Below are 24,051 nucleotides of genomic sequence, written 5' to 3'. Positions count from 1 at the left end.
TCCATGCACACCTCCGCCCTCCGCCTGCTCGCGCTGCTGCTGATCCTCGCCCCCGTTGCGACCGAAGCCCAGATCGTCACCCGCGGACCTTACCTGCAGTCGGGCAGCACGACTGCGACCACCGTGCGCTGGCGCACGGACACCGCCACCGACAGCGTCGTGCGCTACGGCACCGTTGCGGACAGCCTCGCCCTCACTGCCGTGGATTCGACCGTCACCACCGAACACGAGGTGCGCCTCACCGGGCTGAGTCCGAACACGACCTACTACTATTCCGTCGGCAGCACCGCCGCGACGCTGGCGGGCGGCAGCGACTACTTCGTGGTCACGGCCCCGACAGCGGCCAAGCCCACGCGCATCTGGGTGCTGGGCGACTCCGGCATCGGCACGACGGTGCAGACCACGGTGCGCGACGCGTACTATGCGTTCACCGGCACCCGGCACACCGACCTCTGGCTGATGCTGGGCGACAACGCCTACAACTCCGGCACGGATGCCGAGTACACGAGCAAGATGTTCAACATCTACCCGACGATGTTCCGAAAGTCGGTCCTCTGGACGACGCTCGGCAACCATGACGGTGCGAGCGCCGACTCCCCGACCCAGACCGGCCCGTACTATGCCAACGCCACGCTACCCCGGCAGGGCGAGGCGGGCGGCGTGGCGTCGGGCACGGAGGCGTATTACTCTTTTGACTACGGCAACATTCACTTCGTGTGCCTCGACTCCTACGACACGAGCCGTTCCGCCACGGGCGCGATGGCCACGTGGCTCACGGCCGATCTGCAGAACAACACGAAGGACTGGCTCGTGGTGTTCTTCCACCACCCGCCGTACTCGAAGGGTTCCCACGATTCGGACACGGAGACGAACATGGTCGAGATGCGGCAGAATTTCCTGCCCATCCTGGAAAACTACGGCGCGGATCTCGTGCTCTCGGGCCACAGTCACTCCTACGAACGCTCGAAGTTCATCGATGGCCACTACGGCAACTCCAGCACCTTCAACGCCGCAACGATGGTGAAACAGTCAGGCGGCGGCCAGGGCGCCGGCGCCTACACCAAGGTCAACCTCGGGCCGACTGCGCACGCCGGTGCCGTGTACGCGGTGCCGGGCGCCTCGGGCCAGATCAGCGGCGGCCTGCTGAATCACCCGGCGATGTTTGTCTCGTTGAATGTCGCCGGCTCCATGGTGCTCGATGTAAACGGCGGGCGGCTCGATGCCACCTATCTCGACAGCACGGGCACGGTGCGGGACTCGTTCACCCTCATGAAGGGCGTGGCCGCCAACTTGCCGCCGAGCGCCGCGCTCACCAGCCCCGCGAATGGCACAACCTACGTCGCGCCCGCCAGCGTCACGCTCAACGCGACCGCCGCCGACACCGACGGCACGGTGGCGCGCGTCGACTTTTATCAGGGGTCAACGCTGCTCGGCACCGCCCTTACCAGTCCGTACAGTTTCACCTGGGCGGGCATTCCCGCCGGCACCTACACTCTCACCGCGAGGGCGACGGACAACGCCGGTGCCACCACAACCTCAAGTGTCGTGGCGATCACGGTAACTCCGCCGGCCGGCGTCACCACCGTCGCCCTGCAACAGGGAGCGGCCGGCTACAGCGGCATGACGGACACGACCATTCGCACGAGTCCCTCGACCACCAACTACGGCAACGCGACCAGCCTCCTCGTCGACGGCAGTCCGGATTATTCGGCGCTGCTGCGCTGGGATCTCACGTCGATTCCCGCCGGGAAAACCGTCTCGGCGGTCACGCTGACCTTCAACATCACCGACGCCTCCAGCCACGTCTACGAACTGTATGCGTTGAAAAGGACCTGGTCGGAATCGGTGGCAACGTGGGTGACCGCCGCCACCGGCGTGAAATGGCAGACCGCCGGGGCCAGCGGCGCCAACGATCGGGAAACCACCGTCCTCGGCACGATCGCTTCGACCACGGTGGGCACGAAGACCTTCGCGCTCAACGCCGCCGGCATCGCGAAAGTGCAGTCGTGGATCAATTCCCCGGCCACCAACTTCGGCTTCATCATCCAGGACTACACCGTCTCCGACGGACTCGACTTCACGTCGAGCGAGGGCACGACCCTGGCGCAGCGTCCCATGATTTCCATTACGTATCAGTAACCGCCCGCGCACTCGGTCAATCCGCACTCCGCAATCCAAAGTCCGCAATGGTCAGAGCCGGTGCAGATGAAATCCGCCGTCGACGTCGAACACGGCGCCGGTGGAGAACGGAAAACGATCCTCCGCAATCGCGCGCACGGCGCGACCAATGTCCTCCGGCCGGCCCCAGCGGCGAATCGGCGTGATGCCGCGTTCGTCGGTGAGGATGAGCTTGTCGTACTTCTCCTTCACGCCGCCGGTCATGTCGGTCGCAATCACGCCCGGACGAATCTCGTAGACGTTGATGCCGTCGTTCGCGAGCCGGTCGGCAAAGAGCTTCGTCATCATCGCCAGCCCCGCCTTCACCATGCAGTAGTCGCCGCGGTTCGTGGAGGCCGTGTAGGCTGAAATCGAGGTGATGTTGACGATGCGACCGCGGAAGCCTTCGCCGTCGCGCTCCTGTTTGAGCATCTGCTTCGCCACGAGCTGCGACAGAAAATACGGGCCCTTCAGGTTGATCGCGAACAAGCGGTCGAAACTCTCCTCGCCGGCATCAAGCACGTCGGCGCGCACTTTCGGCGCCACGCCGGCATTGTTCACCAGCAGATCGATCCGGCCGAACTTCGCCACGGTCTCCGCCACCAGCCGCTCGCGATCCGCGGCCACGGCGACGTCACCTTGCACGATGAAGCCGTCACCGCCCGCCGCCTTCACCAGCCCGAGGGCTTCGGCGGCCGCCTCGGCATTGCCGGCGTAGTTGATGGCCACGCGACAACCGGTGCGGGCGAGTTCAAGCGCGATGCCGCGGCCGATGCCGCGTGACGCGCCCGTGACGAGAGCAGTGTTCGATGCCATGACGGCGGAGCGAAACGCCCCCGCCGAACGCGGGCAAGCCCGCAAGACGATCCCAAACTTGGGCCCACGGAACACACGGAATACACGGAACTCAGACCCTTCCGTGTATTCCGTGTGTTCCGTGGGCCACCCTCCGAGATCAGGATTGGTCCTGGACCTCAGGACGCCGCCAACGGTGTCACGCCGTGCCCCGCCTTAATGTGCGCGACGGAAATCGTCCCGCCCGTGAGCGCATAGCCGCCCTCGAACGGATTGCTGGCGAGAAACAGCGGCGTATCCAGATCGGCAAAACGAAAGCCGCCCTGCCCGGCCGCGAAACACGCCGACACCGTCATCGCCAGAATGGATTCGACGTTGCCGCCGATCATCAACGCCAGACCGGCGTCCCGCGCGACGGCCGCGATGTCCAGCGCCTCGGCCACGCCTGCCTTCATCAGCTTGATGTTGATCACCTGCGCCGATTGTGCGGCCACGACCCGGCGCGCATCGGCCGCGCTCGTCACGGTTTCGTCCGCCGCGACGAGCCAGCCGCTCTCGGCCGCGAGCGCCCGCGCGCCGGCCAGATCGTCCTTCGCAAGCCATTGCTCGAGCAGCGCCGGCGCGATGCCGCGCGCCTTGAGTCCGCGCACAAGTTCACTCGCGGCCGCGCGCGTCACGCCGGCGTTGCCATCGAGAATCAGCGGCGAGTCGGGCGCGACGCCGTGAATCGCCGCGATGCGTTCGAGGTCATGCGCCGGCCCCTGCTTGCCCCCGACCTTCACCTTGATCATGCGGATGCCCCGCGCACGGATGCTCCGCGCCGCGTCCGCCGCCTCGGCCGGCGTGCCGGTCGTGACGGTCATGTCCGTCTCCAGCGTTGTCCCCGCGCCCCCGAAGAATTTCCACAACGGCGTCCCGTCGCCGCGGGCGAGCGCATCCAGCAACGCCATCTCGAACGCGCACTGCGCCGAGCCGCAGCCCGCGCCACCGCGCACGCGAAATTCCTCCGCGAGCCGGCGCCAGCCTTCCGTGCTCACATCGCGCCCGACCACCCACGCATGCGCCGCGCGCAAGGTCGTGAGCGCGTCAGCCTGCGTCTCGCCGTTGTACGGCGGCAGCGGTGCCGCTTCACCATAACCGACGGCGCCATCGTCGAGTTCGATCCGGACCAGCACATTGTTCGCCATCGCCTGCGCGCCTCCTGAAATGCCGAACGGCTCGAAGAGCGGAATGTCGAGGGCGGTGATGTCGAGGGACTGGATACGGCGCGTCACGATCCCAGCAAGGAGGGTCGGCGCGAACCGTGCAACCCAGCTCGCAGCGGAAGTACACGCTTCCGGCGGACGCCCTTTAACCAGTCGGCGGGACGCCAGCGCTCCCAGGGGCTTCAGCCCTTTTCCGGACTGCTCACGCCAAACACCCGGGTGGGATCGCCGGGATGTGCATTCTCGCCGAGAAACATCCGCGTCAGCGTGCGCTGCACCGTGAAGCCCGCTCGTTTTACCATCTCCGCGGCCGCCGGATTGGGCGACACGACATCGATGAACACCCGGCGCCCGGCCGCACGCGCAAAGAAACCCTGCAGCAACGCCTCGGCCACGATCGCGTTCTCCGCCACCCACGGTCCGACCTGTACCGTGCTCGCGCCCTGCCGCGCGATCAAGTAGCCGGCGACCCCGGCGGGCGTCCGCGCCACGACGCACCACTCCGCAATGCGCCGGCTCAACGACGCCAGCACCCGCGCGCGACCGGCACCGAACACCGCCGCATCGAGGCGCTCGATGGCGGGCAGATCCGCGGACACCAATGCCGTCACGCCGGCGGGCACCGCGCCCGTCACCGCCGGCGCCGTGCCCTCCAGCCGCGCGAGCTCGTACTCGTCGATGAATCCAAGCGGCACATACACGGCCCGGCCCATGGGCGTCGCATCGAGTTTGATGCAGCGCACGCCGCGCGCCTGCAGGTACGCGATGGCATGCTGCAGCAACCGGGTGCCGATCCCGAGCCGGCGAAAATCAGGATGCACGAGCACCATGCCGATCCAGCCGAAGCGATCGTCGTAGCGAATCGTCGTCGCCGTGCCCGCAGGCCGGCCCGCCACCTCGGCGATGAAGCACCCGTCGGGTTCAAACTCGAGGTAGCCCCGCCAGTCGTGCTCGGACTGGTTCCAGCCCGCGATCTGCCGCAGCGCGTGGGCGAACGGAATGTCCGCCGCGCGCATCGGCCGCAGGACGGGTTCGGCGTGGGCGGAAGGGAGCGGGGTGTTTTCCATGAGAGAAGCGCGGCGAAAAAAACAGCCTCGCGCGATCCCGGCGAGGTCGAATGCGCGGGCCGGCATGGTGCGACGGCGGGCGCCGCCCGTTTGCGACATATTCGAAACCCGGCTTTGCGCTACGTCGGGAATCCACTAGCTTCGACCGTCATGTCCGGCGATCTCTCCGAACTCTACCAGCAGGTCATCCTCGATCACAACAAGCGCCCGCGCAATCGCGGCCGGTTGCCGACGGCCAATCGCGTGGCGCACGGCGACAACCCGACCTGCGGTGATCAGTGCAATGTTTACCTGCGGCTCGAGGGCGATCGCATCGCCGAGATTTCCTTCGACGGTTCGGGCTGCGCCATCTCGCAGGCGAGCGCCTCGCTGATGACCACGCTGGTCAAGGGCAAGACCGCGCCCGAAGTTGAAGCCTTGTTTCAGGACTTCCACAAAATCGTCACCACCGGCGAGGCACCCGAGGAGATGAGCGACCTCGCGGCCTTCGCGGGGGTCCACGCATTTCCCGCCCGGATCAAATGCGCCACCCTCGGCTGGCACGCCACGCTCAGCGCGCTCCACGGCGATCCCGCCGCGACCACGACCGAGAGCCACACCGACTGACGCCTCCTGCCTCCCGCCACCTGTCTTCCTGTCTCCTGTTTTCCTGAATGTCACCCTCCTGGTCCAACGTCCGCGCTGACTTCCCGATCCTGCACCAGCAGGTCAACGGCAAGCCGCTCGTCTATCTCGACAACGCCGCCACGTCGCAGAAACCGCGCTGCGTGATCGACGCGCTCGTCGGCTACTACGAACGCGACAACAGCAACGTGCACCGCGGCCTGCACGCGCTGTCGATGCGGGCGACCGACGCCTACGAAAGCGCGCGCGCGCGGCTGGCGACGTTCATCAACGCCGCCGATGCCGCCGAGATCATCTTCACCCGCGGCACCACCGAGAGCATCAACCTCGCCGCGCGCAGCCTCGGGGCGAAACTGAAGCCCGGTGACGTCATCCTCGCCACCGAGATGGAGCATCACTCCAACCTCGTGCCGTGGCAGCAGATCGCCAAGGCGACCGGCGCGACGCTCCGTTTCGTCCCGGTGCTCGGCGCCAACGCCGAAGGCGGACTCGACCTGGCGTCGCTCGACTCCCTGCTCACGCCGCAGGTGAAGATTTTCGCGTTCACGCACATTTCGAACACGCTCGGCGGAATCAATCCCGTCGAGGAACTCTGCCGCCGCGCGCGGGCCGTCGGTGCGCTGAGCGTGATCGACGCCGCGCAATCGATCGGCCACGGGCCGTTCGACGTGCGGGCCATCGGCGCGGACTTCGTGGCGTTCTCGGGTCACAAGATGGCCGGACCGACCGGCATCGGCGTGCTGTACGGGCGTCGCGGCTTGCTGGATACGATGGTGCCTGACGAGACCGGCGGCGGCATGGTCTCCCACGTCGAGTACAGCGGTGCCCGCTGGAAGCCCGCACCCGAGCGGTTCGAGGCCGGCACGCCGAACATCGCGGACGCAATCGCCCTCGCGAAGGCGTGCGACTATCTCGACGCCCTCGATCGGGCCGCGATCGCGAAGCACGACGGCGAGCTCGCGGCCCTTGCCTACGAACGCCTCTCCACCCTGCCCGGCATCCGGCTGCTCGGGACGGCCGGGGCGCGCAGCGGGCTGGTGAGCTTCGCGTTCACCGAGGTGCACGCGCACGACATCGTGACCTTCGCCGACGAGGACGGCATCGCTCTCCGCGGCGGGCACCACTGCAACCAGCCGCTGATGCGCAAGCTCGGCCTCACCGGCACGACCCGCGCAAGTTTCTACGTCTACAACACGCCGGAGGAAATCGACGTGCTCGTCGCGAGCATGCGGCGAATCCTGAAGTTCTTCGGCGTGACCTGAACCGAGGTCTCCGGGCAGATCCGCCCGCGAATGACACGAATCACTCGAAAATCAGGTCAGGCGGACACTCCGAGGCCGGCGGCGGTTTTTTTCCTGCCATACCAATCGCTCCTTGCTTTTGGACTTCTGGATCGGTCGTGGCTACGAGCGCCAGCGAGTGGCCGAACGGCCACTCGCTGGCGCTCGTAGCCACGGCTGAAGTCCAAAGGCAAAGAGCGATTGGTATCATTCGTGTGATTCGCGGGCGGGCCTGTGATTGATGGACCTGCGTTGCGCGCGCGTTTCCTCTTCCGTCCGCGCAGCGGCGAAGGTAGCACCATGCGATGGCTGGGCGTTTGCCGCATCGCTGGAGCATTGGGCACAATTACCTCGCCGGCATCACCGCCGGCGCGTGGTGGCGGCTGCTGCGGGAAAATCGCTTCGCCGTGTCACCCGCGTACTGGCACCGGGCGGCGTTCGTCTCGGCGCTCAGTGTCCTGAATTCCGGATACGCCTGGCGCGAGGACCGGCGTTACGCCGCAGCCATCGCGGCCACCCGCGTGGAGCAGCCGCCGATCTTCATTCTGGGCCACTGGCGCAGCGGCACCACGCACCTGCACAACCTGCTCGCGCAGGACGCCCAGTTCGCGTTTCCCAACACCTACCAGGTCGTCAATCCCGCGACGTTCCTGACCACGGAGCAGGTGAACGCCCGGCGCTTCGCGTGGCTCGTGCCGAAACGCCGGCTGATGGACAATATGGCGCTGAGCTTCGCGTCGCCGCAGGAGGAGGAGTTCGCGCCGGCGCTGCTCTCGCTGCGCTCGCTGTATCTCGGCATGTCGTTTCCGCGCGCGCTGCCGCGCTATGCCCGTTTCCTCACGTTTGACGACGCCAGTGACGCCGATCGCGCGGCGTGGAAGGCGGCCCTGCTGCACTTCCTGAAAAAACTCACGCTGCTGCACGGCCAGCGTCCGCTGTTGCTCAAGTCGCCGTCGCACACCGCCAAGATCCGCATGCTGCTGGAGTTGTTTCCCGACGCGCGGTTCGTCCACATCCACCGGCATCCGCACGAGGTTTACCAGAGCCAGTTGAAGTTCGCCGACACCGTGCTCTGGCACACGTACCTGCAACGACCCGATCGCGCGCAGCTGCCGGATGAGATTCTCGAACGCTACCACGCACTCTTCGCCGCCTATTTTCGCGATCAGCCGCTGATTCCCGCGGGGAACTTTCACGAACTGAGTTTCACGGAACTGGAATCGGATCCCGTCGGAGCACTCCGCCGCACGTATGCCGCGCTGGGTCTCGCCGGTTTCGATCGCGCGCAGCCCGGCCTCGAGCGCTACGTCGGCACCCTGCGTGACTACGAAAAGAACCGCTTTGCGCCCCTCGATGCGACGACGCGGGCGCGGGTGGATGCCGTCGCCGCGCCCTGCTTCGCCCGCTGGGGTTATCGCCGATGAGTGCCACCGCCCCCCGTGCTCCCGCGCCCGCCGGCGTGCCGCTTGTCGGCCACGCGCTCGCGTTTCGCCGCGACCCTATCGGCTTCCTGCAAGGCGCCGCGCACGAATGCGGCCCGGTCGCGCGACTCCAGGCTGGCCCGGTGATTTATCACCTGGTGTCCGAACCCGCGCTGATCGCGGAAGTCCTCCAGACGCGCCCGGCCAACTACGTGCGCGACACGCGCAGTTCACGCAGCATGAAGCTCGTGACCGGTGAGAGCCTGCTCAGCACGTCCGGCGAGGCGTGGCGCAGGCACCGGCGGCTCGCGCAGCCCATCTTCCATCAACGGCGTCTCGCCGCTCTGACCGACACCACGCTCGCCGTCTGCCTGGAAACCGCCGCGCGCTGGGAAGAACTCAGCGCCTCAGGCGGGACGGTCGATCTCGTCGCGGAGATGAGCCGGCTGACCTTCTCCATCGTCGGTCGCTGCCTTTTCAGCGCCGATCTCGGCGGACGCACCGCCGCCGTCGAGTCCGCGTATTCAGTCCTCCTGGACGAACTGTTCCGGCGCGCGCGCGCGATTGCCACGCTGCCGCTGTGGGTGCCGACGCCGCGCCACCGCCGTTTTCACCACGCGCTCGCGAGCATCGACGCCATCGTCGCCGAGCTCATCCAACACCGGCGCGCAGCGGCGACCGAGCAGGACGACCTCGTCGGCAGCCTGCTGCGGGCGCGCGACGAGGACGGCTCGGCGCTCGATGACACCGAGATCCGCAACCATGCGATCACCTTCCTGCTCGCGGGCCACGAGACCACCGCCAGCACGCTGACCTGGGCGTTCTGCCTCCTCGATCAACATCCAGGCGAGCTCGCGATCGTGCAGCAGGAACTCGCCCGCGAGCTCGGGCCGCGTCTCCCGCACCTGGATACGCTGCCACAGCTCGGTGCGCTCGACCGTGCGCTGCAGGAGACGCTCCGGCTCTTTCCTGCGATCTGGATTGCCGAACGCCGCGTGGTTGCCACCGACGTCCTCGGCGGTTTCGCGCTGCCGAAAAACTCCTCCGTCCTGCTTTCAGCCCGAATCACGCAGCGGCTCGCATCGTACTGGCCGGAGCCGGACGGGTTTCGTCCCGCGCGTTTCAGCGGCGACACGCCGCCCGGGCTGGCGCGCGGTTTCTTTCCCTTCGGTGCCGGACCACACCACTGCATCGGCCAGCACTTCGCGCTGCTCGAGGCGCGCGTCGCGCTCGCGGTGCTGCTGCAACGCTTCCGGGTCCGCCTCGCGGAGGGTTTCCCGTCCGCGCTCGCCGGCATCACGTTGCGCCCGGCGGCAGCGGTGCCGGTGCGGATCGAGCGGCGCAGCGGAAATTGAGCCGTACGGATGAATTCAGTCGCCCGCGAATGGCGCGAATCGCCGCGAAGGCGGGGAAAGTGAAACAAGCCACCTCAGTCACCGAGAAGGCGGTGCAGCGCGGGGTAGTCGATTTTTGCGTTGTGGCGCGAATCGACGGGGATGCGTTTGACGATACGGACGTGGACAACGTGCGCCCAGGCGGTGGCGCCGAGCAGCTGCGGCTCCAGCCGTTCGCGGCGGCGCGAGACTTCCACAATCAACCATCGCTCGCCCCGGTGCGCGACGACGGCCGCCCGGCGCACCTCCGGATACGCCATCGCCACGCACTCGACGGCAAACGGATACAGGCGACCGTGGGCATCGTCGATCCGCGCGGCACACCGGCCGAGCAGCCACAGCCGACCGTGGGCGTCCAGGCGGCCCGCGTCGCCGGTGCGATGCCAGGTGCCGCCACCGACAGTGAACTTCGTTGCGTTGTCGCCGACGCCGCCGAGGTAGCCGCGCAGCACGTGGCCGCCGGAGACGACGATTTCACCCACGACGCCCACCGGCCGCTGCTGATGTTCGAATTCCTCCGCCGTGAGCGGGTCGCGCGGCGTGCCCCACTGATCCTCGATAACGCGTAACCGGATCTCGGGTACGGGACGGCCCGCCAGCAGGCCTTCCCCGCTGCGCATCGCCGCCTGGTCACGTTCGGAAAACTCCGCCGCATTCACGTGCGCGATGGGCTCGGCTTCGGTCGAGCCGTAGACCGACACCACGCGCGCCGCGGGCGCCACCTCGCGCAACGCCTGCAGGAGCCGTGGAAACACCGGCGCACCCCCGGTGTGGAGCTGGCGAAGCGTCGGCAGTTTTTCCCCGCGCGCCCGGGCCGCCTCGATCACGCGCTCGAAAAACGCCGGCGACGCCGTCACGCGGGTCACGCCGCAGCGCGCGATTGCCGCGATCACCGCCGCTCCGTCGATCGCGCCCGGCCGGCGGAGATCGATCGCGGGAATCACCGTGGTCACGCCGGCGGCGAGATTCGCCAGCGTGAAGATCGGGAGCGTCGCCAGGTCGACCTCGCCAGGCTGGAGCGCGAGATGCGGTGCCAGCACGCAATACTGCTCCACCAGGAAACCATGCGTGCGCACCGCGGCCTTCGGCACACCGGTGCTGCCGCTGGTGAAGGTCACGAGCGCGGGATTTTCCTCGGACACCGGTGTTGCCAGCGGCAGCAGGACGCCAGCCTTGCCTCCGCGCCAGCGCCGCGCGCCGGGCATCCAGCCACCGATCACGAATTTGAGCGGGATGCGGCGCAGCGCGGCCGACCGCAGCCGCAGCAGGTGCGCCTTCGGCACCGCCAGCAGGGCGTCGGGACGCCAGCGGGCACAACACTGCTCGAGATGCGCGCGCCCCGCGGAGGGATCGAGAAACAGCGCCACGACGCCGAGCCGGAACATCGCCAGCAACGCAATATACAGATCGGCCGACATCGGCACGAACACGAGGACCGCCTGCCCGTGGCGCAGACCCTGCGCCTGCATCCAGGCCGCCGTCGCCGTCACCTCGCGCTCAAGCTCGGCAAACGTCAGCCGGCGCTCGCGGCCGCCGCGCAGATCCACGAGCGCCGCAGCCTGGGGGCGCGCGTGCACCTGATCGGTCAGGATATCGCCGAGCGTCATGGGGCGCGAAGCCGCCGCGCGAACAGCGCGTAGCGCCGGATCGTACGGGCAGTGTGCGCGCTGAGAGCCCGCGAGGTGTTGGTTTCATGCATCAATGCATGGATCGCGCGCGTGAAGCCGAGGCGGTGCGCCGCGGCATGGAGCGTGTCGAGCAGCAGGGCGCCGAGCCCGGCAAACGCGCGGCCCGGGAGCACGGCGAGCGTCTTCACGATCACCGTGCGCACCGGCGCGCCCCGGCGCGCCTCCATCAGATCGGGCACGCCAAACAGGTAGCCAACCGGGCGTCCGGCCTGCTCGGCGATCAACACCAGCTCCGCGCAGGCCTGGGTCTCCATCGGGCGATACTGCGCGAGGAACGCCTCGCGCGAAATCGGCGTGTAGAGGAAGTTGTCGCGAAATGAAATGATGGATACGTCGTGAATGCGTCCGAGCTCGGCTTCGAAGTTGCCGAGTTGGATCGGCCGGATGGATACGCCGGCGCCGGCCATCCGTCGCGCGACTGCGGCCACCCGGGAGTCGCGGGCGGCCAGGTCCGGCGCCACGGTCGAAATGTAATCCGCCAGCGGTGCGAAGCCGGCGGCGCGCCACCAGCCGGGCCACTCGGGTGGGTTGACCGGCTCGAACAGAAACGGCGGCTCCGTCCCGGCCTCGGTCACGAACCGGTAGGAGCGCCAGGTCGTGCCGTCCATCGGCCCGAGGGCGATCGTGCAGCCCGCGCGCTCGAGCCGCGCCGCCGCCTGCGCGAGCACCGCGCCGGCCGCGTCGGCGCTCGTGGCGGAGAAGGCGCCGATCACCCCGGGGGTTTCGCCCGGCAGCGTCGGCGATCGCGTCCACCAGAGCTGGGCGACCGCGCGGCCGCCGGTCGTTGTGACCGCGATGCTCTCGTCGGCTGCCAGGGAATCGGTGCTCATGGGACGGTAACCACCCCACTCAACGCCGGCGTCGGGACGGCGACAAGCCCGCGTCGTGAGCGCGATCGTCGTCATCCAACCCGTAGTCGGCCCGGATCGCGTTGAGCCGCCATGCCGGGACCGGGAAGAAGGGCTCCCGCGAATCACGCGAACGGCCGCGAATTTCGCCGTGAGTGTTCACCTTTTTTCGGGGACTCACGTCACTTCTTCTCATTCGCGGCCGTTCGCGTCATCCGCGGGCAACGGAAGTATTGGCTAAGGATGGATCACTTCCTCGACCACGAAGCCGCGGTAGAAAAACACCTTATCCTGCTCGTGGAGCGCCTGGGCGAGGTGCGGGAGCGGGCGGAGCTTGTAGTCCATGCGATCCGGCCGGTGCCGACGCTTCAGAAAATTCCAGTAAGCCAGCCGGCTGCCAGGACGGGAACGGTTGACCGCCAGTTCGATCAGGTCACCCGCGTCGACCTCGGGCATGCGCTCCAAGATGTCGCTGAGATTGAACTTGTCGATCGGCGGCCCGTCGTTTTCGGCCTCCTGATCGAAGTACTTCTCCAACGCCATCACATGACACTCGAGACGGTTGAGTCGCCGGCGGATTTTCTGGAAGTTCTCCTCGCGCAACGCCCACGGCAGCGCGACGGCGTGCCGGCCCGCCAGGATCCAGCACAGATACGGATTCTCGATGGGATCGAGCTCAGTCAGCGCGTAGCGCACCCGGTCGATGAGCCGTTCGCCCACCTCAGCCCGGACGGCGTCATCCGTCGCCCCCTCGAGCCCCAGCCGTTCCATGACGCGCCGGGAAAATAACAGCCGGCAGAACAGCCGCCACCGCCAGGTGTTCCAGTGCTGATCATAGAACGCGAGGCGTTGCGGGCGCGGACCGCCGCACAGCATGGTCCGCAGCATCGTGCGCCGGAAGAACAGCCAGCGAAACCACCGGCGAAACACGCGGAACCCCGCCTCGAACCGGCCGCAGTCGCCCAGTCCCAGGTCGAGCACCTCGGGACGCGCGTCCCAATAGCCGCGCCACTCGGGCTCGAGGTGCTCGCGACAGCGCACGTATAGCGCCCGCCGCCGCCAGCTCGGATTCGACCCGATCATCTCGAGCATTTCCGTGTACTCGAGTCCCTTATACGCCGCAACGCGCAGCGCGAGACAGGCGATCTGCGCCGGATTGGGATCGACCGCGATCACCCGTCGCGCCCCGGCACCCAGCAGCGCGAGCACGCTGTCACCGCCCGAGCAGATCGAGAGAACCCGGTCGTCCTCCTGCACATCGAGCGCCGCAATGAGGATGTCGGCATCCTCCCAGGCCTGCCCGTACTCAATCCCCGATGGCAGCGGCGGAGCCTGCGTCTCGAGCAGTTTTTTCAGGGCCTCAATCATGCCGCGGTTCTCCGCACGACGCCCGTGCTGCCATCCATTTCGATCCACTCACCGGTTCTCACCCAGGCCGTGACGCCAGCGACCGACACGATCGCCGGAATGCCCAGCTCGCGCGCGACGATCGCGGAATGCGACAGCAGGCTGCCGTGCTCGACGAGCAGTCCCGCAGCGGAGGGAAACAGCATGATCCACCCCGGATCCGTGCGCGGCGCCACGAGGATTTCGCCCGGCTCGATCACGGCGGTGCGTGGATCGAGAATCACCCGCGCGCGACCGCGCACAACGCCGGGACAACACCCGACGCCCTGCAACGCGTCGCCCCCGGGTGACACGGGAGGTTTCTCCGGCTGGAAGGCATTTCCAAGGTGCACCGCGCCCCGGGTCGCAAAGCGATCCGCCGCCGGCGGCGCCGTGCGAAAGCCCGCGTACTCGCGCGCCCGCACCGCCACCAGTGCACGTAGATCGGTGGTCGCGGTCGTGCCGTCGACGAAGCCCAGCATCTCCTCGACCGTGAGCCAGAACACATCGCGCGGCTCCGCGAGCCGGCCCATCGCGTGAAAGCGCCGGCCGAGTTCGAGGCAGAGCCGGCGCACATGCCCGAACAGCCGCGTGCGTTCGAAGCGCAGGTTCTCCCGATCGCGCACCCGCGCCCGCGCGTGTTTGAGCACCCAGGAAAACACCCACCGTCGCAAGGGCCGGCCCCGCAACGCACCCGCCGCCCGCGCTTCCGCCGCGGATCGCAGCGCCGCTTCGACACCACCGCCCGCCGCCAAACCGGCTGCGCCAAACCGCCGCGCAAACTGGCCGATGGATCGCAACAAGGTGAGCGGCTCGTCGTGCAGCGTCCGGCTCTCCAGCTTCAGCTCCTCGAGGCAGCGGTCACCGAACTTCTCCAAGTAAGACTCATACCGCGCGCGAAACACCGGCGCCGTCTCGAGCCACCGCGCGATCGCCCGCGGCGAGCCTCCGGTCAGCACGGCGACCGCCGCCGCATCGTCCGCCACCAGCGCCGCGAGCTCGCGCACGCGTTGCGCCGGCTCGGCACTGATCATCCCGCCTTCGCCGCAAATCAGATCGTTCTGCAGCGTGCCGTCCTTGTCCCCGCACCACGCCGCCGTGAGCTTGCGCAACACCCCGTAGAAAATCATTGCGAAGAAGTCGTTCACGAGCGGCGCGTCCCAGCGCAGCAGCAACTGCCCCTCGAGATCGCGATAATGCGCCACGAGTTCATCCGCTCGCATCGCATCCAGCGGCATCGCGCCCGGGCGCAACGCGTCGGCCAGCCGGAGATAGAACCGATCGATCTGCCGCGGGAGCGTGAGATGATTGCGCACCAGTCCCGCCATGGAACGCGCCAGCGCGAAGCCGTCGCGCACACGCGCCCAGCGGCCGGCCGGCGTCAGTCGCGCGAGCACTGCGGGCGGCAGGCCTTCCTTCACGCCCATCATCTGCTCCATGAAGCCGCGGTTCACCGCGAATCCCGGCAACAGCGCCAGCAGCCGGTACCAGCTGATCAGGTTGTAATAGATGCGTCCGTTGATCAGCCCGAGCATCCGCGGAAACAGATCGCGATTCGCCGCGATGCGTTGCGGCGTCACGCCCATGAGCCGCGCGAACTCACGGTACACCGCCTCGTAGATCCCGCGCGCAAACGAAAACGTCAGCGGCGTCGTCACCCCGCTGTAGCTCTCCGCGATGTTGGCGTTGTCCCACAACGTGAGTTCGCCGTCCGGATCGGCCAGGCCCGCGAGCGAGGTGATCGGCCGCGACTGCAGCAGCCAGACGGTTTCGCCCGCGATCGCCCACTCAATGTCCTGCGGCCGGCCCGTCGCACGCTCCGCCGCCCGCGCCAGCGCCGCCACCGCGACCGCCTGCGCCTCGGTGATCGCCGGCTGCGCCGCTTGGTCGGCGGACAAGGCAACCGTCGCGACGCCCTCGGTCGTGCCCGGTGCCGCCCGGTGCGCGACGGTCTTGCGCCCGACGGTCTGCGCGACGATGCGTCCGCTGCGATCAATCGTGAACGTATCCGCATCAGCCTCACCCGACACCAGCGCCGTGCCGGCTCCCGGCACGGCCGACACCACGACGTGTCCGCGCCGTCCGCTGACCGGATCCGCGCTGAACGCCACGCCCGCGGCGTCAGGGGAGATCATGCGTTGGACCAACACCGCCGGCGGACGCAACGGCCCCGTCAACCCGTGTTCACGCCGGTAAGCGATCACCCGCTCGCTGGCGCCCGAGCGCCGCACAGTCGCGACCTTGGCCGGAATCTGCGCCGGCGCAACGAAGAGGAAACTGTCGAGCTGGCCCGCGAACGAGTGCTCCGCGCCGTCTTCGTCGAGGGCCGATGACCGCACCGCAAACCACTCCTCGCCCGGCGCCACCTCGGCCGCCAGTGCGACGATCGCACGTCCGTCCTCGGCCGTCAGCGGTTGATCATCCGGCGCCACCACGAACCATTCCGGAATCGGCAAGCGTGCCGCCGCGAGCCGCGCGAGTGCGGCCGCCTTGCCACCAAGCAACGCCGCCGGCAGGTCTTCGTCCGAGCATCGCAGGAAGCGAATCACTGCGACTCCTCCTTGCCGCGCCGGCGGCCGGGGGCGTGAGCCCGTTGTGAAGATCGGCTCATCGGCACATCAGGATTCGAGCCACCACGGGGCGAGGCCAAGGGTCAGGTACAGCGTGAGCGTCCACACGCCGGAATACGTTTCAATCCCCTTGGCCAGGGCCTGACGCGGGTTGCGTCCAAACGCCAACCCCAGCGCGAGGGCGCCGAGCCACAACAGACCGAGCACCACGACCACCTCGCGGACGAAGTCGATCCGTTCCGCCGCGAGCGCCGCGCAGCCGAGTGTCGCCGCCAACGCCGCCAGCCACGCGGCCACCGCCACGGGCCGGCCCCAGAGGAACGTGTACGTTTCGACGCCTGGCTCCTCCTGGGCGGGCGCGCGAATTTTCCGCCCGAGCTCGATCACGATGCCGTTGCAGAAACTCGCCGCCAGAAACCACCACAGTCCCGCCGGCATGCCCTCGCCCGCCCAGACCCAGTCGCAGCCCGTCGCGAACCAATCGATCAGCGGCATGATCAGCATGTGGCTGAACAAATACACCACGGGCCGCGCTTTCAGCCACGTCCGGGCAAAGAACTCGCGGCTCATCAGCGCGAAGTAAACCCACGTCACCCCCAGCAAGCCCACGAGGGGCCAACCCATCGGCAAGGCCAGCGCGAGTTGGAGCACCGCGACGCCTACTCCGATTGCCGCCAGTTCACGGAGCGTCACCAGTCCGCGCGGCACTGGCCGGTAGGGCCGAAAACGGGCGTCCTCCTCGGCGTCCTTGAATTCGTCCGCGATGCGCAGCAACAGGAACGAGCCCAGCGATCCGACGAAGGCCACCACGAACGAAATCACCGCCGGTGGCCGGCCCGAACCCCGGAGCAACGCCGAATAACTCACCGCCGAGGCGCTGAACGCCGCGATCAACGGACCATGGGCGAAGAGCGGAAAGCGTTCCTGTTGGTAAATCCACCAACGCTTCATACCTGCGGGGTCAAAAGGCGCATCGCGGCGGCGACAGAAACGCGGAGCCGCCCGCGATACAAGCCCACGTGACACCCCGAATCTGGGGGAACGCAAGGTCGGCGGGGTGCAACCGTGAGCCGAGCCTGCTTCGCACGTTCGCCCCGAGTCCGCGGACAGGTTGAGCGCCTATGTCGGAACATCTTACAAACACGTGTTCCGCGCCGCTTCTGCCACAGTTATGCAGGCAGTTTTATATAGCACGGGGGCAATACTTAGAGCGTCCGACCGGCCCGTTTCCAATGGTGGTGCGGCGATTGCTTACCGCGCACCTCCCGCTTAAACTTATGTTCACCAAGTTTTTCAAACTCGCTGCCAGCCTCGCCCTCACGTCTGCCGTTGCCCACGCGGTCACGGTCGACTTCAACGCCGTCGCTGCAAGCATCGGGGCCTCGTACACCTCGGGCGCGGTCACGTTCGTGCCGACGGCCGGCAGCGATTTGACCACCGGGGTCGGCCCGAATGGGACTCGTGGCCTGCTCGGTAGCGACGGCGAACCGTACTATACCATCCGGGCGAACATCGCGGGGGGCACGTCGTCCGTTTCGGTCGACCTTGGCGACTTCGACCAAGACGCGGACACCATTTTCCTGGAAATCTTCAGTGCCGCCAATGTGTCGCTGGGTTACACGTCGCAGTTGTTGGCTACGTCGTTCAGCGGCATGGTCACGTTGAATCTCTCCGCGAGCAATATCGCGTATGCGGTGTTTGGCTCCATCGCTCCCTCCGCCGGCGGTAGCTCGGTGTACGCTGACAACTTCACCTACGGCGCCGCCTCCACGCCGGACGCCGGCAGCACGCTGGCGCTCTTCGCCGCCGGTTTGGGCCTCGTGGGCGTCGCCGCCCGCTCCCGCAAGTCGGTCCGCTAAGCCTTCCCGTTCCAGCGCCACACTGGACCTCACTTCCAACCCCGGTCGATTTCGACCGGGGTTTTTTGTGCCCGGCGTCAGCGAGCATCGCTACCGGCCAGCACGCCAGGCGCGCCCATGGATGCAGCGATTCACTGCACACTCATACCAATCGCTGCTGGCTTTGGGACTTCTGGATCGATCGTGGCTACGAGCGCCAGCGAGTGGCCGAACGACCACTCGCTGGCGCTCGTAGCCACGGCTAAAGCCCAAAGGCAAAGAGCGATTGGTATCAGGTGATCGCCAGCCGATGTAGGCGGGTTGATTCGCGTCCCTTCGCGTGATTCGCGGGCAACTGATTGCCCCCGTTCCTCACCGCCCCGCTTCGAACACCCCGACGAACGCCTTTGGCACGATGGCCGCAGAACGGCAGTTCTCCGGCACGAGGATCTTCGCCGCCCAGGCGTTCACGTCGTCGCGCGTGAGGTGATCCATCAGGCCGCCGTGCAACGCGATGATCTCGTCCGTTTCCTCCGGCCGCTCCTGCGCGCGCATGAGGATATTCACCAGAAAGCTGTTTTCGCGAAACGCCTGCCGCAGCTGGCCTTTCAGGATGCCGCGGGCCCCGATGAACTCGCCCTCGGTCACGCCTTTGGCTGCCACGGCCGCCCCGATGCCGCTGATCAGCGGCGCCACCTTCGCGGTGTCGGTCGGTGCGCAGTCAATCTGCGCCCGCAGCAACGCGAACGCCGGAAAGCCATCATACGGGCTGAACTCAGCCGAGGGAGAATAGGCCAGGCCGAGCTTCTCGCGGACTTCGCCGCGCACCCGGATCTCGAGGATCTTCGCCAGCAGCTCCAGCGCTGCCTGATCGCGCACGTGCAGCGTCTGCGTCACGGGCCACGTGCTGACCACCAATCCCAGGTTCTGCTCGCCGACAAACTCGATCCGCTTGTACCCGGGATCGGCCGTCACCTTCACCGGCAGCGGCGGCGTGACGGTGGTCTTTTTTTCCGCGCGCGGCTTCAACGCCCCGATCGTCCGCGACAGCGTCGGCACCACAACCTCCTCCGTCAGATCGCCGACAATCGTGACCTCGACATAGCCGCGCGCCAGCGACGGCTCCATCCAGCGTTTCACGTCGATCACGCTCATCGACATGTAATCCAGCGGCGATCCCCAAGTGAAACGCGCATCGCCCTTGAACAGGTGATCGGTGAGCGCGCGCATCCCATCCTGCAACCCCACACTCCCGGACGCGCGCCCCATGGCCGCCTGCATCCGCTGATCCTGATGCACGTAGCTGTTGAACTGCGGTGCATTCAACACGTCGGCCACGATGCCGAGAAACGGCTCGAGCTGCTCCACCGCCATCATGCCGCGGAACGAGAACGCGTCCCGATCCGCCACATCGAAGCCGAAGTCGATGAAGCGCTCTTCGATCAACGCGTTCAACTGCTCCGGCCGGAAATGCACCGCGCCGCTCGCGAGCAGGGTATTGAGCCCGAATTCCTTCAACGCCGGCTTGTTGCCCGGCATCTCGAGGATGCCGGTGCCCACCCGCACGACGGCGTGCACGAGTCCCGGCTCCTGCCGGTTCGACACAAAATTCAGCCGCACGTTGTTGCCGAACCGAATGAGCTTCGCGCCGAGTTCCTTCAACTCACGCCGTTCCACCACCGGGCTCGGCGCCTGGAATTTCGGCAGCGTGAACGGCGTGTCGCGTTTCTGCCGCGGCATCACGTTGGCGATGCCCGTGCGCCGCTGCTTCTGCAGCGCCTCGAGCACCTTCTCGCCGGTGAGCTCCATGTCGACGCCCCCGGAAACGTGAAACGCCATCGTCGCGGGCGCCCACAGCGTCCGAAACACCTGCTGCGCCTCCGCCGGCGTAAACCGCTCGAGCCACTCGCGCATCCACGTGAACCGCTGATCGAAACCCTCGAACACCGTGTGCGCCGTGACCGATTCCGTCAGCGCCTCGCACAGCGCGCCGGGATCCAGCGTGGGAATCTGATCAAGCATGTGGCTCGCCATCTTCAGCTGGCGGCGCTTGAGCGTCTCGATGTCCTCCTGATCGAGCCCGCGTTCCAGCGTGAGCCGCACGAGCTGGTCGAGCGACAACACGCCCTGCTTCCACTCGGAGCTTGGGACCGCCATAGAGGCCGTCGCGACGCCGTGCCCGAGCAGTTCATCGTAGGTCGCCTCCGACGCCTTGCCCACCGCATCGGTGCGCAGCCGCTCGGCAAACACGTCCATCACAAACTGACGCCGTTGCCGCTCAATGTGCGTCTCGCGCGTGTCGGGCCGCACGGGCAACGCGATCACGGAGGACGCCTCGGTCGAAGCCGACCCGACGCCGCCGATCTGAAACACGCCCGCCCGCAACGCCTTTGCGTCCAGGCGGCCTTCGTCGCGCGCCGGAATCGGTTCCACGGGTCGCGCCATGTCACCGAAAATCTCCCGCACGAGCGCAGTCATCGCCGGTGCCTGGAAATCGCCCACGCCGACGAGGATCATGAGATCGGAGCGATAGTTCCGCCGGTAAAACTCGAGAAACTTCTCCCGCGTGAACGACGCGATCTGCGCCTCGGAGCCGCCCGGCGAGCGCAACGGAAACTGGAGTCCGCGAAACACGACCGGCATCGACGCCTGCTGCTGCTGGCCGGAAAGCGTGTTGCGGTTGCGCAGCTCGGCGAGGACGACGCGCCGCTCGCGTTCCACGATCGCCGGCTCGAACGCCACGCCGTCGCCGAAATCGCGAAACAGCCGCAGGCCTTCGCGCAGCAACGCGGCGTCGTTCTCCCGGAAATCGAGCCGGTACGCGGTGTAATCGAACGTCGTGCTCGCGTTGACATCGCTGCCGTACTCCACGCCGAGCCGCTGGAACAGCGCGACCATGTCCTCGGCCCTGAAATGCTTCGAGCCGCCGAACGCCATGTGCTCGGTGTAGTGCGCAATGCCGAGCTCGTCCGGCCGCTCGTCGAGCGAGCCGGCCAGCACGACCAGTTGCAACGCAACGCGTCCGGGGACGCCCGCGTGCGGGAGCAGCGCGTAGCGAAACCCGTTGTCGAGCCGGCCCCAGGTCACGCGCGGATCCGGCGTCACACTCTTCGGCACCTCGTGCGCCCACTTGCCCGAGCGCGCGCCGATCGTCTCCGGGGCACGCGCCGCATGGACCAAGGACGACGTCACCACCGTCACGATGAGTCCGAGCCACAGACGCCAGGCGGGAAAAGGGGAAGGCGAGACCATGCGCGCGGGAGAACCTGCGCGAAGTCGCCGCAAGTTCAACTCCCGCGTGCGGGCGCGCGGCTCAGGCGCCTGGCCAACTCGTCTACGACCCGCGTGCTGCGCTGCTCCGGGAGTGCAGGCAGGCGGGACGCCCGCGCTCCTGTTCGCTCCGGGCACCGCCATTGCCCCTCGACTTCGGCCCGCGGCGACCACAAACGCTTGCCCCCGGCCCGGGCATCGTCCGGATTGGGGGCTCCTTCTCGTTTCCTCCCTGTGCGGGATTACTTCATACGACGTTTTCTTCTGATTGTACCGACATTGCTCGGCGTGACGCTGCTGGTGTTCGGCATCACCCGCATCGTCCCCGGCGGTCCCGTCGAACGCGCCATCATGGAAGCGCGCATGGGCGCGGGCGGCGGTGACAGCGGCGGCCGCAGCGACATCAGCCGCGGCGCGATTTCCGAGGAGCAACTCAAGGCGCTCAAGGCCTACTACGGTTTCGATCAGCCCGTCTTCTCCGCCTACCTGACGTGGCTCGGCAAGGTTGTGCGCGGCGATCTCGGCATGTCGTACCGTTTCAACGAACCCGTGCTGCACATCATCCGTGAACGCATCCCGGTCTCCCTGCTCTACGGCGGGATCACGCTCGTCCTGATCTACGGCATCTGCGTGCCGCTCGGCATCGCGAAGGCGATGCGGCACCGGACGTTCTTCGACAACGCGACCTCCGTCCTCGTGTTCGTCGGCTACGCCGTGCCCGGTTACGCGCTCGGCGCCATCCTCGTGGTGTTTCTCGGCGCTCGGCTCGAGTGGTTTCCCATGGGCGGCTTCGTCAGCGAACGCTTTGCCGACCTCGGCTTCTGGGGTCGCGTCGGCGATCTCGCCCACCACGCCGCGCTGCCGCTGCTCTGTTACGTCATCGGCAGCTTCGCCTTCGTGACGCTGCTCATGAAGAATCACCTGATGGACAGTCTCGCCGCCGACTTCGTGCGCACCGCGGTGTCCAAGGGAGTGTCGTTCCGCGCCGCCGTGCTCAAGCACGCGCTGCGCAATTCCCTGATCCCGATCGCGACGCATTTCGGCCAGCACCTGTCGCTGCTCGTGACCGGGTCCTTCCTGGTCGAATTCATCTTCGACATCAATGGCATGGGGCTGCTCGGCCTCTCGTCGATCTTCGATCGCGACTACCCGACGGTGATGGGCGTGCTCGTCATCTCCTCGCTGGTGCTGCTGCTCGGCAACATTCTCTCCGACATCCTCGTCGCGCTGATCGATCCGCGCGTGCGGTTCAAGTGACCCGGCCATGGCCCTGTCGTTTCACCGCCCCCGCCTGAATCCGCTGACCGCGAAAAAACTGCGGCGCTTCCGGGCGATTCGCCGGGGCCACGCGTCGTTCTGGATCCTGATCGTCCTCATCATCCTGTCGCTCGCCGCCGAGCTGCTGGTCAACAGCCGCGCGCTGATCGTGCGCCACGAGGGCCGCTGGTATTTTCCAACCTACGGCGGCATTCACCGCGGCAATGAGTTCGGCCTTGGTTACGACTACGAGGCGAACTATCGGGAACTCAAGGCGGCCTTCGCGCGTGATCCGGCGAAGGGCAACTTCGTGCTGCTGCCACTGGTCCCGTATAGCCCGCTGGAAAACGCTTTCCCCAATGAGTTCTACCGTCCGCGCCCGCCGGATTTCGCGGGCCGGCATTTTCTCGGCACCGATCAGCTCAACCGCGACGTCCTCGCGCGGCTCGTGTACGGTTTCCGCAACGCCCTGATCTTCGCCAGCTCGTTCATCGTATTGACCTATCTCGTGGGCGTGTCGCTCGGCTGCGCGATGGGCTACTTCGGCGGCTGGCTGGATCTTGTCGGACAGCGGTTGATCGAAATCTGGTCGCTCGTGCCCTTCCTCTTCGTGGTCATCATCGTCGCGTCGATCGTGTCCGCCCACGGCGGGATGAACCTCGGGTGGCTGCTGGCCATCGTCGTGATGTTCTCGTGGACCGGCATCACCTATTACATGCGCACGAACACCTATCGCGAAAAGGCCCGCGACTACGTGCACGCCGCCCAGGTGCTGGGCGCGAGTCCGGCGCGAATCATCTTCACGCATGTGCTGCCCAACGTGCTCTCGACGCTGGTCACGTTTGCGCCGTTCACGGTCGCGAGTGCGATCTCGGCCCTCACCGCCCTCGACTTCCTCGGCTACGGCCTGCCGCCCCCGACGCCCAGCTGGGGCGAACTGCTGCGGCAGGGCACCTCGAACCTGAACGCACCCTGGATCGTCGCCTCCGCCTTCAGCGCCCTCGTAACGGTGCTCGTGCTCGTCACCTTCATCGGCGAGGCCGTCCGCGAGGCCTTCGATCCCAAGAAATTCACAACGTATCATTGAACCCCTATTCCGCAGTGGAAATTGAACCACAAAGGCACAGAGGCCACGGAGAAAACCGCGTGAGCAAAGAACGTCTGACGAAAGGAAATCCCCCCCAGGGCTTACTCTGGGTTCATCCGCTTCGTTATTTTTCTCCTCTGTGCTTTTGTGCCTCTGTGGTTCAA

General features: G+C 67.1%; 17 protein-coding genes. 8 read left to right on the top strand and 9 right to left on the bottom strand.

Annotated features, from left to right (window positions below):
* Window positions 1-3: 3 nt before the first annotated feature.
* On the top strand, window positions 4-2,139 hold the full coding sequence (locus ACLJEU_RS02380; protein ID WP_414664741.1) for a DNRLRE domain-containing protein: 2,136 nt from the start codon (window positions 4-6) through the stop codon (window positions 2,137-2,139).
* A gap of 51 nt (window positions 2,140-2,190) precedes the next feature.
* On the opposite strand, the gene ACLJEU_RS02375 is transcribed toward ACLJEU_RS02380, so the two are convergent.
* The 3 genes from ACLJEU_RS02375 to ACLJEU_RS02365 all read right to left on the bottom strand — a co-directional run bounded on the left by ACLJEU_RS02375 (window position 2,191) and on the right by ACLJEU_RS02365 (window position 5,224).
* Window positions 2,191-2,973 carry a 3-ketoacyl-ACP reductase gene (locus ACLJEU_RS02375; RefSeq protein WP_414664740.1) on the bottom strand — a complete coding sequence of 261 codons (783 nt, stop codon included), beginning with the start codon at window positions 2,971-2,973 and terminating at the stop codon, window positions 2,191-2,193.
* A gap of 158 nt (window positions 2,974-3,131) precedes the next feature.
* On the bottom strand, window positions 3,132-4,226 hold the full coding sequence (locus tag ACLJEU_RS02370; protein ID WP_414664739.1) for a dipeptide epimerase: 1,095 nt from the start codon (window positions 4,224-4,226) through the stop codon (window positions 3,132-3,134).
* Between the two features lie 113 nt (window positions 4,227-4,339).
* A complete protein-coding gene (locus ACLJEU_RS02365; RefSeq protein WP_414664738.1) occupies window positions 4,340-5,224 on the bottom strand; it encodes a GNAT family N-acetyltransferase in 885 nt (294 codons plus the stop codon).
* A 150-nt stretch (window positions 5,225-5,374) separates the two neighbouring features.
* Here ACLJEU_RS02365 and sufU point away from each other — a divergent pair, with 150 nt between their 5' ends.
* The 4 genes from sufU to ACLJEU_RS02345 all read left to right on the top strand — a co-directional run bounded on the left by sufU (window position 5,375) and on the right by ACLJEU_RS02345 (window position 9,904).
* Window positions 5,375-5,830 carry a Fe-S cluster assembly sulfur transfer protein SufU gene (gene sufU, locus ACLJEU_RS02360; RefSeq protein ID WP_414664737.1) on the top strand — a complete coding sequence of 152 codons (456 nt, stop codon included), beginning with the start codon at window positions 5,375-5,377 and terminating at the stop codon, window positions 5,828-5,830.
* Window positions 5,831-5,877: 47 nt separating this feature from the next.
* Entirely contained in the window at window positions 5,878-7,110 is a 1,233-nt protein-coding gene (locus tag ACLJEU_RS02355; protein ID WP_414664736.1) for an aminotransferase class V-fold PLP-dependent enzyme, read from the top strand.
* Window positions 7,111-7,433: 323 nt separating this feature from the next.
* Window positions 7,434-8,552, top strand: coding sequence for a sulfotransferase family protein (locus tag ACLJEU_RS02350; RefSeq protein WP_414664735.1), 1,119 nt, complete (start codon window positions 7,434-7,436; stop codon window positions 8,550-8,552).
* Complete coding sequence (locus tag ACLJEU_RS02345) at window positions 8,549-9,904, top strand: cytochrome P450 (RefSeq protein WP_414664734.1); 1,356 nt, start codon at window positions 8,549-8,551, stop codon at window positions 9,902-9,904. Before ACLJEU_RS02350 ends, ACLJEU_RS02345 begins: the two co-directional genes overlap by 4 nt.
* A gap of 74 nt (window positions 9,905-9,978) precedes the next feature.
* On the opposite strand, the gene ACLJEU_RS02340 is transcribed toward ACLJEU_RS02345, so the two are convergent.
* The 5 genes from ACLJEU_RS02340 to ACLJEU_RS02320 form a co-directional block, all read right to left on the bottom strand.
* Window positions 9,979-11,550, bottom strand: a complete 1,572-nt coding sequence (locus tag ACLJEU_RS02340; RefSeq protein WP_414664733.1) for an AMP-binding protein — start codon at window positions 11,548-11,550, stop codon at window positions 9,979-9,981.
* Window positions 11,547-12,461, bottom strand: coding sequence for a GNAT family N-acetyltransferase (locus ACLJEU_RS02335; RefSeq protein WP_414664732.1), 915 nt, complete (start codon window positions 12,459-12,461; stop codon window positions 11,547-11,549). The genes ACLJEU_RS02340 and ACLJEU_RS02335 overlap by 4 nt, the downstream gene beginning before the upstream one ends.
* A 255-nt stretch (window positions 12,462-12,716) precedes the next feature.
* Window positions 12,717-13,847 (bottom strand): DUF3419 family protein, encoded by a 1,131-nt coding sequence (locus ACLJEU_RS02330; protein WP_414664731.1) that lies wholly within the window; start codon window positions 13,845-13,847, stop codon window positions 12,717-12,719.
* Window positions 13,844-16,414 carry a PEP/pyruvate-binding domain-containing protein gene (locus ACLJEU_RS02325; protein WP_414664730.1) on the bottom strand — a complete coding sequence of 857 codons (2,571 nt, stop codon included), beginning with the start codon at window positions 16,412-16,414 and terminating at the stop codon, window positions 13,844-13,846. Before ACLJEU_RS02325 ends, ACLJEU_RS02330 begins: the two co-directional genes overlap by 4 nt.
* Before the next feature lie 69 nt (window positions 16,415-16,483).
* Window positions 16,484-17,386: a UbiA family prenyltransferase gene (locus tag ACLJEU_RS02320; RefSeq protein ID WP_414664729.1), complete on the bottom strand. Its 903-nt coding sequence runs from the start codon at window positions 17,384-17,386 to the stop codon at window positions 16,484-16,486.
* Window positions 17,387-17,712: 326 nt separating this feature from the next.
* On the opposite strand from ACLJEU_RS02320, the gene ACLJEU_RS02315 reads away from it, so the two are divergent.
* A complete protein-coding gene (locus tag ACLJEU_RS02315; RefSeq protein WP_414664728.1) occupies window positions 17,713-18,294 on the top strand; it encodes a hypothetical protein in 582 nt (193 codons plus the stop codon).
* 351 nt (window positions 18,295-18,645) lie between these two features.
* Here the strand turns inward: ACLJEU_RS02315 and ACLJEU_RS02310 are convergent, their stop codons facing one another.
* Window positions 18,646-21,525: a M16 family metallopeptidase gene (locus ACLJEU_RS02310; RefSeq protein WP_414664727.1), complete on the bottom strand. Its 2,880-nt coding sequence runs from the start codon at window positions 21,523-21,525 to the stop codon at window positions 18,646-18,648.
* Window positions 21,526-21,777: 252 nt separating this feature from the next.
* Here ACLJEU_RS02310 and ACLJEU_RS02305 point away from each other — a divergent pair, with 252 nt between their 5' ends.
* Window positions 21,778-22,800, top strand: coding sequence for an ABC transporter permease (locus ACLJEU_RS02305; RefSeq protein ID WP_414664726.1), 1,023 nt, complete (start codon window positions 21,778-21,780; stop codon window positions 22,798-22,800).
* Between the two features lie 7 nt (window positions 22,801-22,807).
* A complete protein-coding gene (locus tag ACLJEU_RS02300; protein WP_414664725.1) occupies window positions 22,808-23,887 on the top strand; it encodes an ABC transporter permease subunit in 1,080 nt (359 codons plus the stop codon).
* Window positions 23,888-24,051: the final 164 nt, after the last annotated feature.

The sequence above is a fragment of the Terrisphaera buseokensis genome, assembly GCF_047521145.2.
Lineage (GTDB): Bacteria > Verrucomicrobiota > Verrucomicrobiia > Opitutales > Opitutaceae > ER46.
Note: the sequence above shows the minus strand (reverse complement) of the source record. Positions and strands in the feature narration are given on the sequence as shown.

Excerpts from the sequence above, each read along its gene's own strand:
- ACLJEU_RS02350 (WP_414664735.1), top strand. The coding sequence starts at position 7,434 with ATGGCTGGGCGTTTGCCGCATCGCTGGAGCATTGGGCACAATTACCTC.
- ACLJEU_RS02365 (WP_414664738.1), bottom strand. The coding sequence starts at position 5,224 with ATGGAAAACACCCCGCTCCCTTCCGCCCACGCCGAACCCGTCCTGCGG.
- ACLJEU_RS02380 (WP_414664741.1), top strand. The coding sequence starts at position 4 with ATGCACACCTCCGCCCTCCGCCTGCTCGCGCTGCTGCTGATCCTCGCC.
- ACLJEU_RS02340 (WP_414664733.1), bottom strand. The coding sequence starts at position 11,550 with ATGACGCTCGGCGATATCCTGACCGATCAGGTGCACGCGCGCCCCCAG.
- ACLJEU_RS02320 (WP_414664729.1), bottom strand. The coding sequence starts at position 17,386 with ATGAAGCGTTGGTGGATTTACCAACAGGAACGCTTTCCGCTCTTCGCC.
- sufU (WP_414664737.1), top strand. The coding sequence starts at position 5,375 with ATGTCCGGCGATCTCTCCGAACTCTACCAGCAGGTCATCCTCGATCAC.
- ACLJEU_RS02300 (WP_414664725.1), top strand. The coding sequence starts at position 22,808 with ATGGCCCTGTCGTTTCACCGCCCCCGCCTGAATCCGCTGACCGCGAAA.
- ACLJEU_RS02330 (WP_414664731.1), bottom strand. The coding sequence starts at position 13,847 with ATGATTGAGGCCCTGAAAAAACTGCTCGAGACGCAGGCTCCGCCGCTG.
- ACLJEU_RS02355 (WP_414664736.1), top strand. The coding sequence starts at position 5,878 with ATGTCACCCTCCTGGTCCAACGTCCGCGCTGACTTCCCGATCCTGCAC.
- ACLJEU_RS02375 (WP_414664740.1), bottom strand. The coding sequence starts at position 2,973 with ATGGCATCGAACACTGCTCTCGTCACGGGCGCGTCACGCGGCATCGGC.
- ACLJEU_RS02315 (WP_414664728.1), top strand. The coding sequence starts at position 17,713 with ATGTTCACCAAGTTTTTCAAACTCGCTGCCAGCCTCGCCCTCACGTCT.
- ACLJEU_RS02345 (WP_414664734.1), top strand. The coding sequence starts at position 8,549 with ATGAGTGCCACCGCCCCCCGTGCTCCCGCGCCCGCCGGCGTGCCGCTT.
- ACLJEU_RS02310 (WP_414664727.1), bottom strand. The coding sequence starts at position 21,525 with ATGGTCTCGCCTTCCCCTTTTCCCGCCTGGCGTCTGTGGCTCGGACTC.
- ACLJEU_RS02335 (WP_414664732.1), bottom strand. The coding sequence starts at position 12,461 with ATGAGCACCGATTCCCTGGCAGCCGACGAGAGCATCGCGGTCACAACG.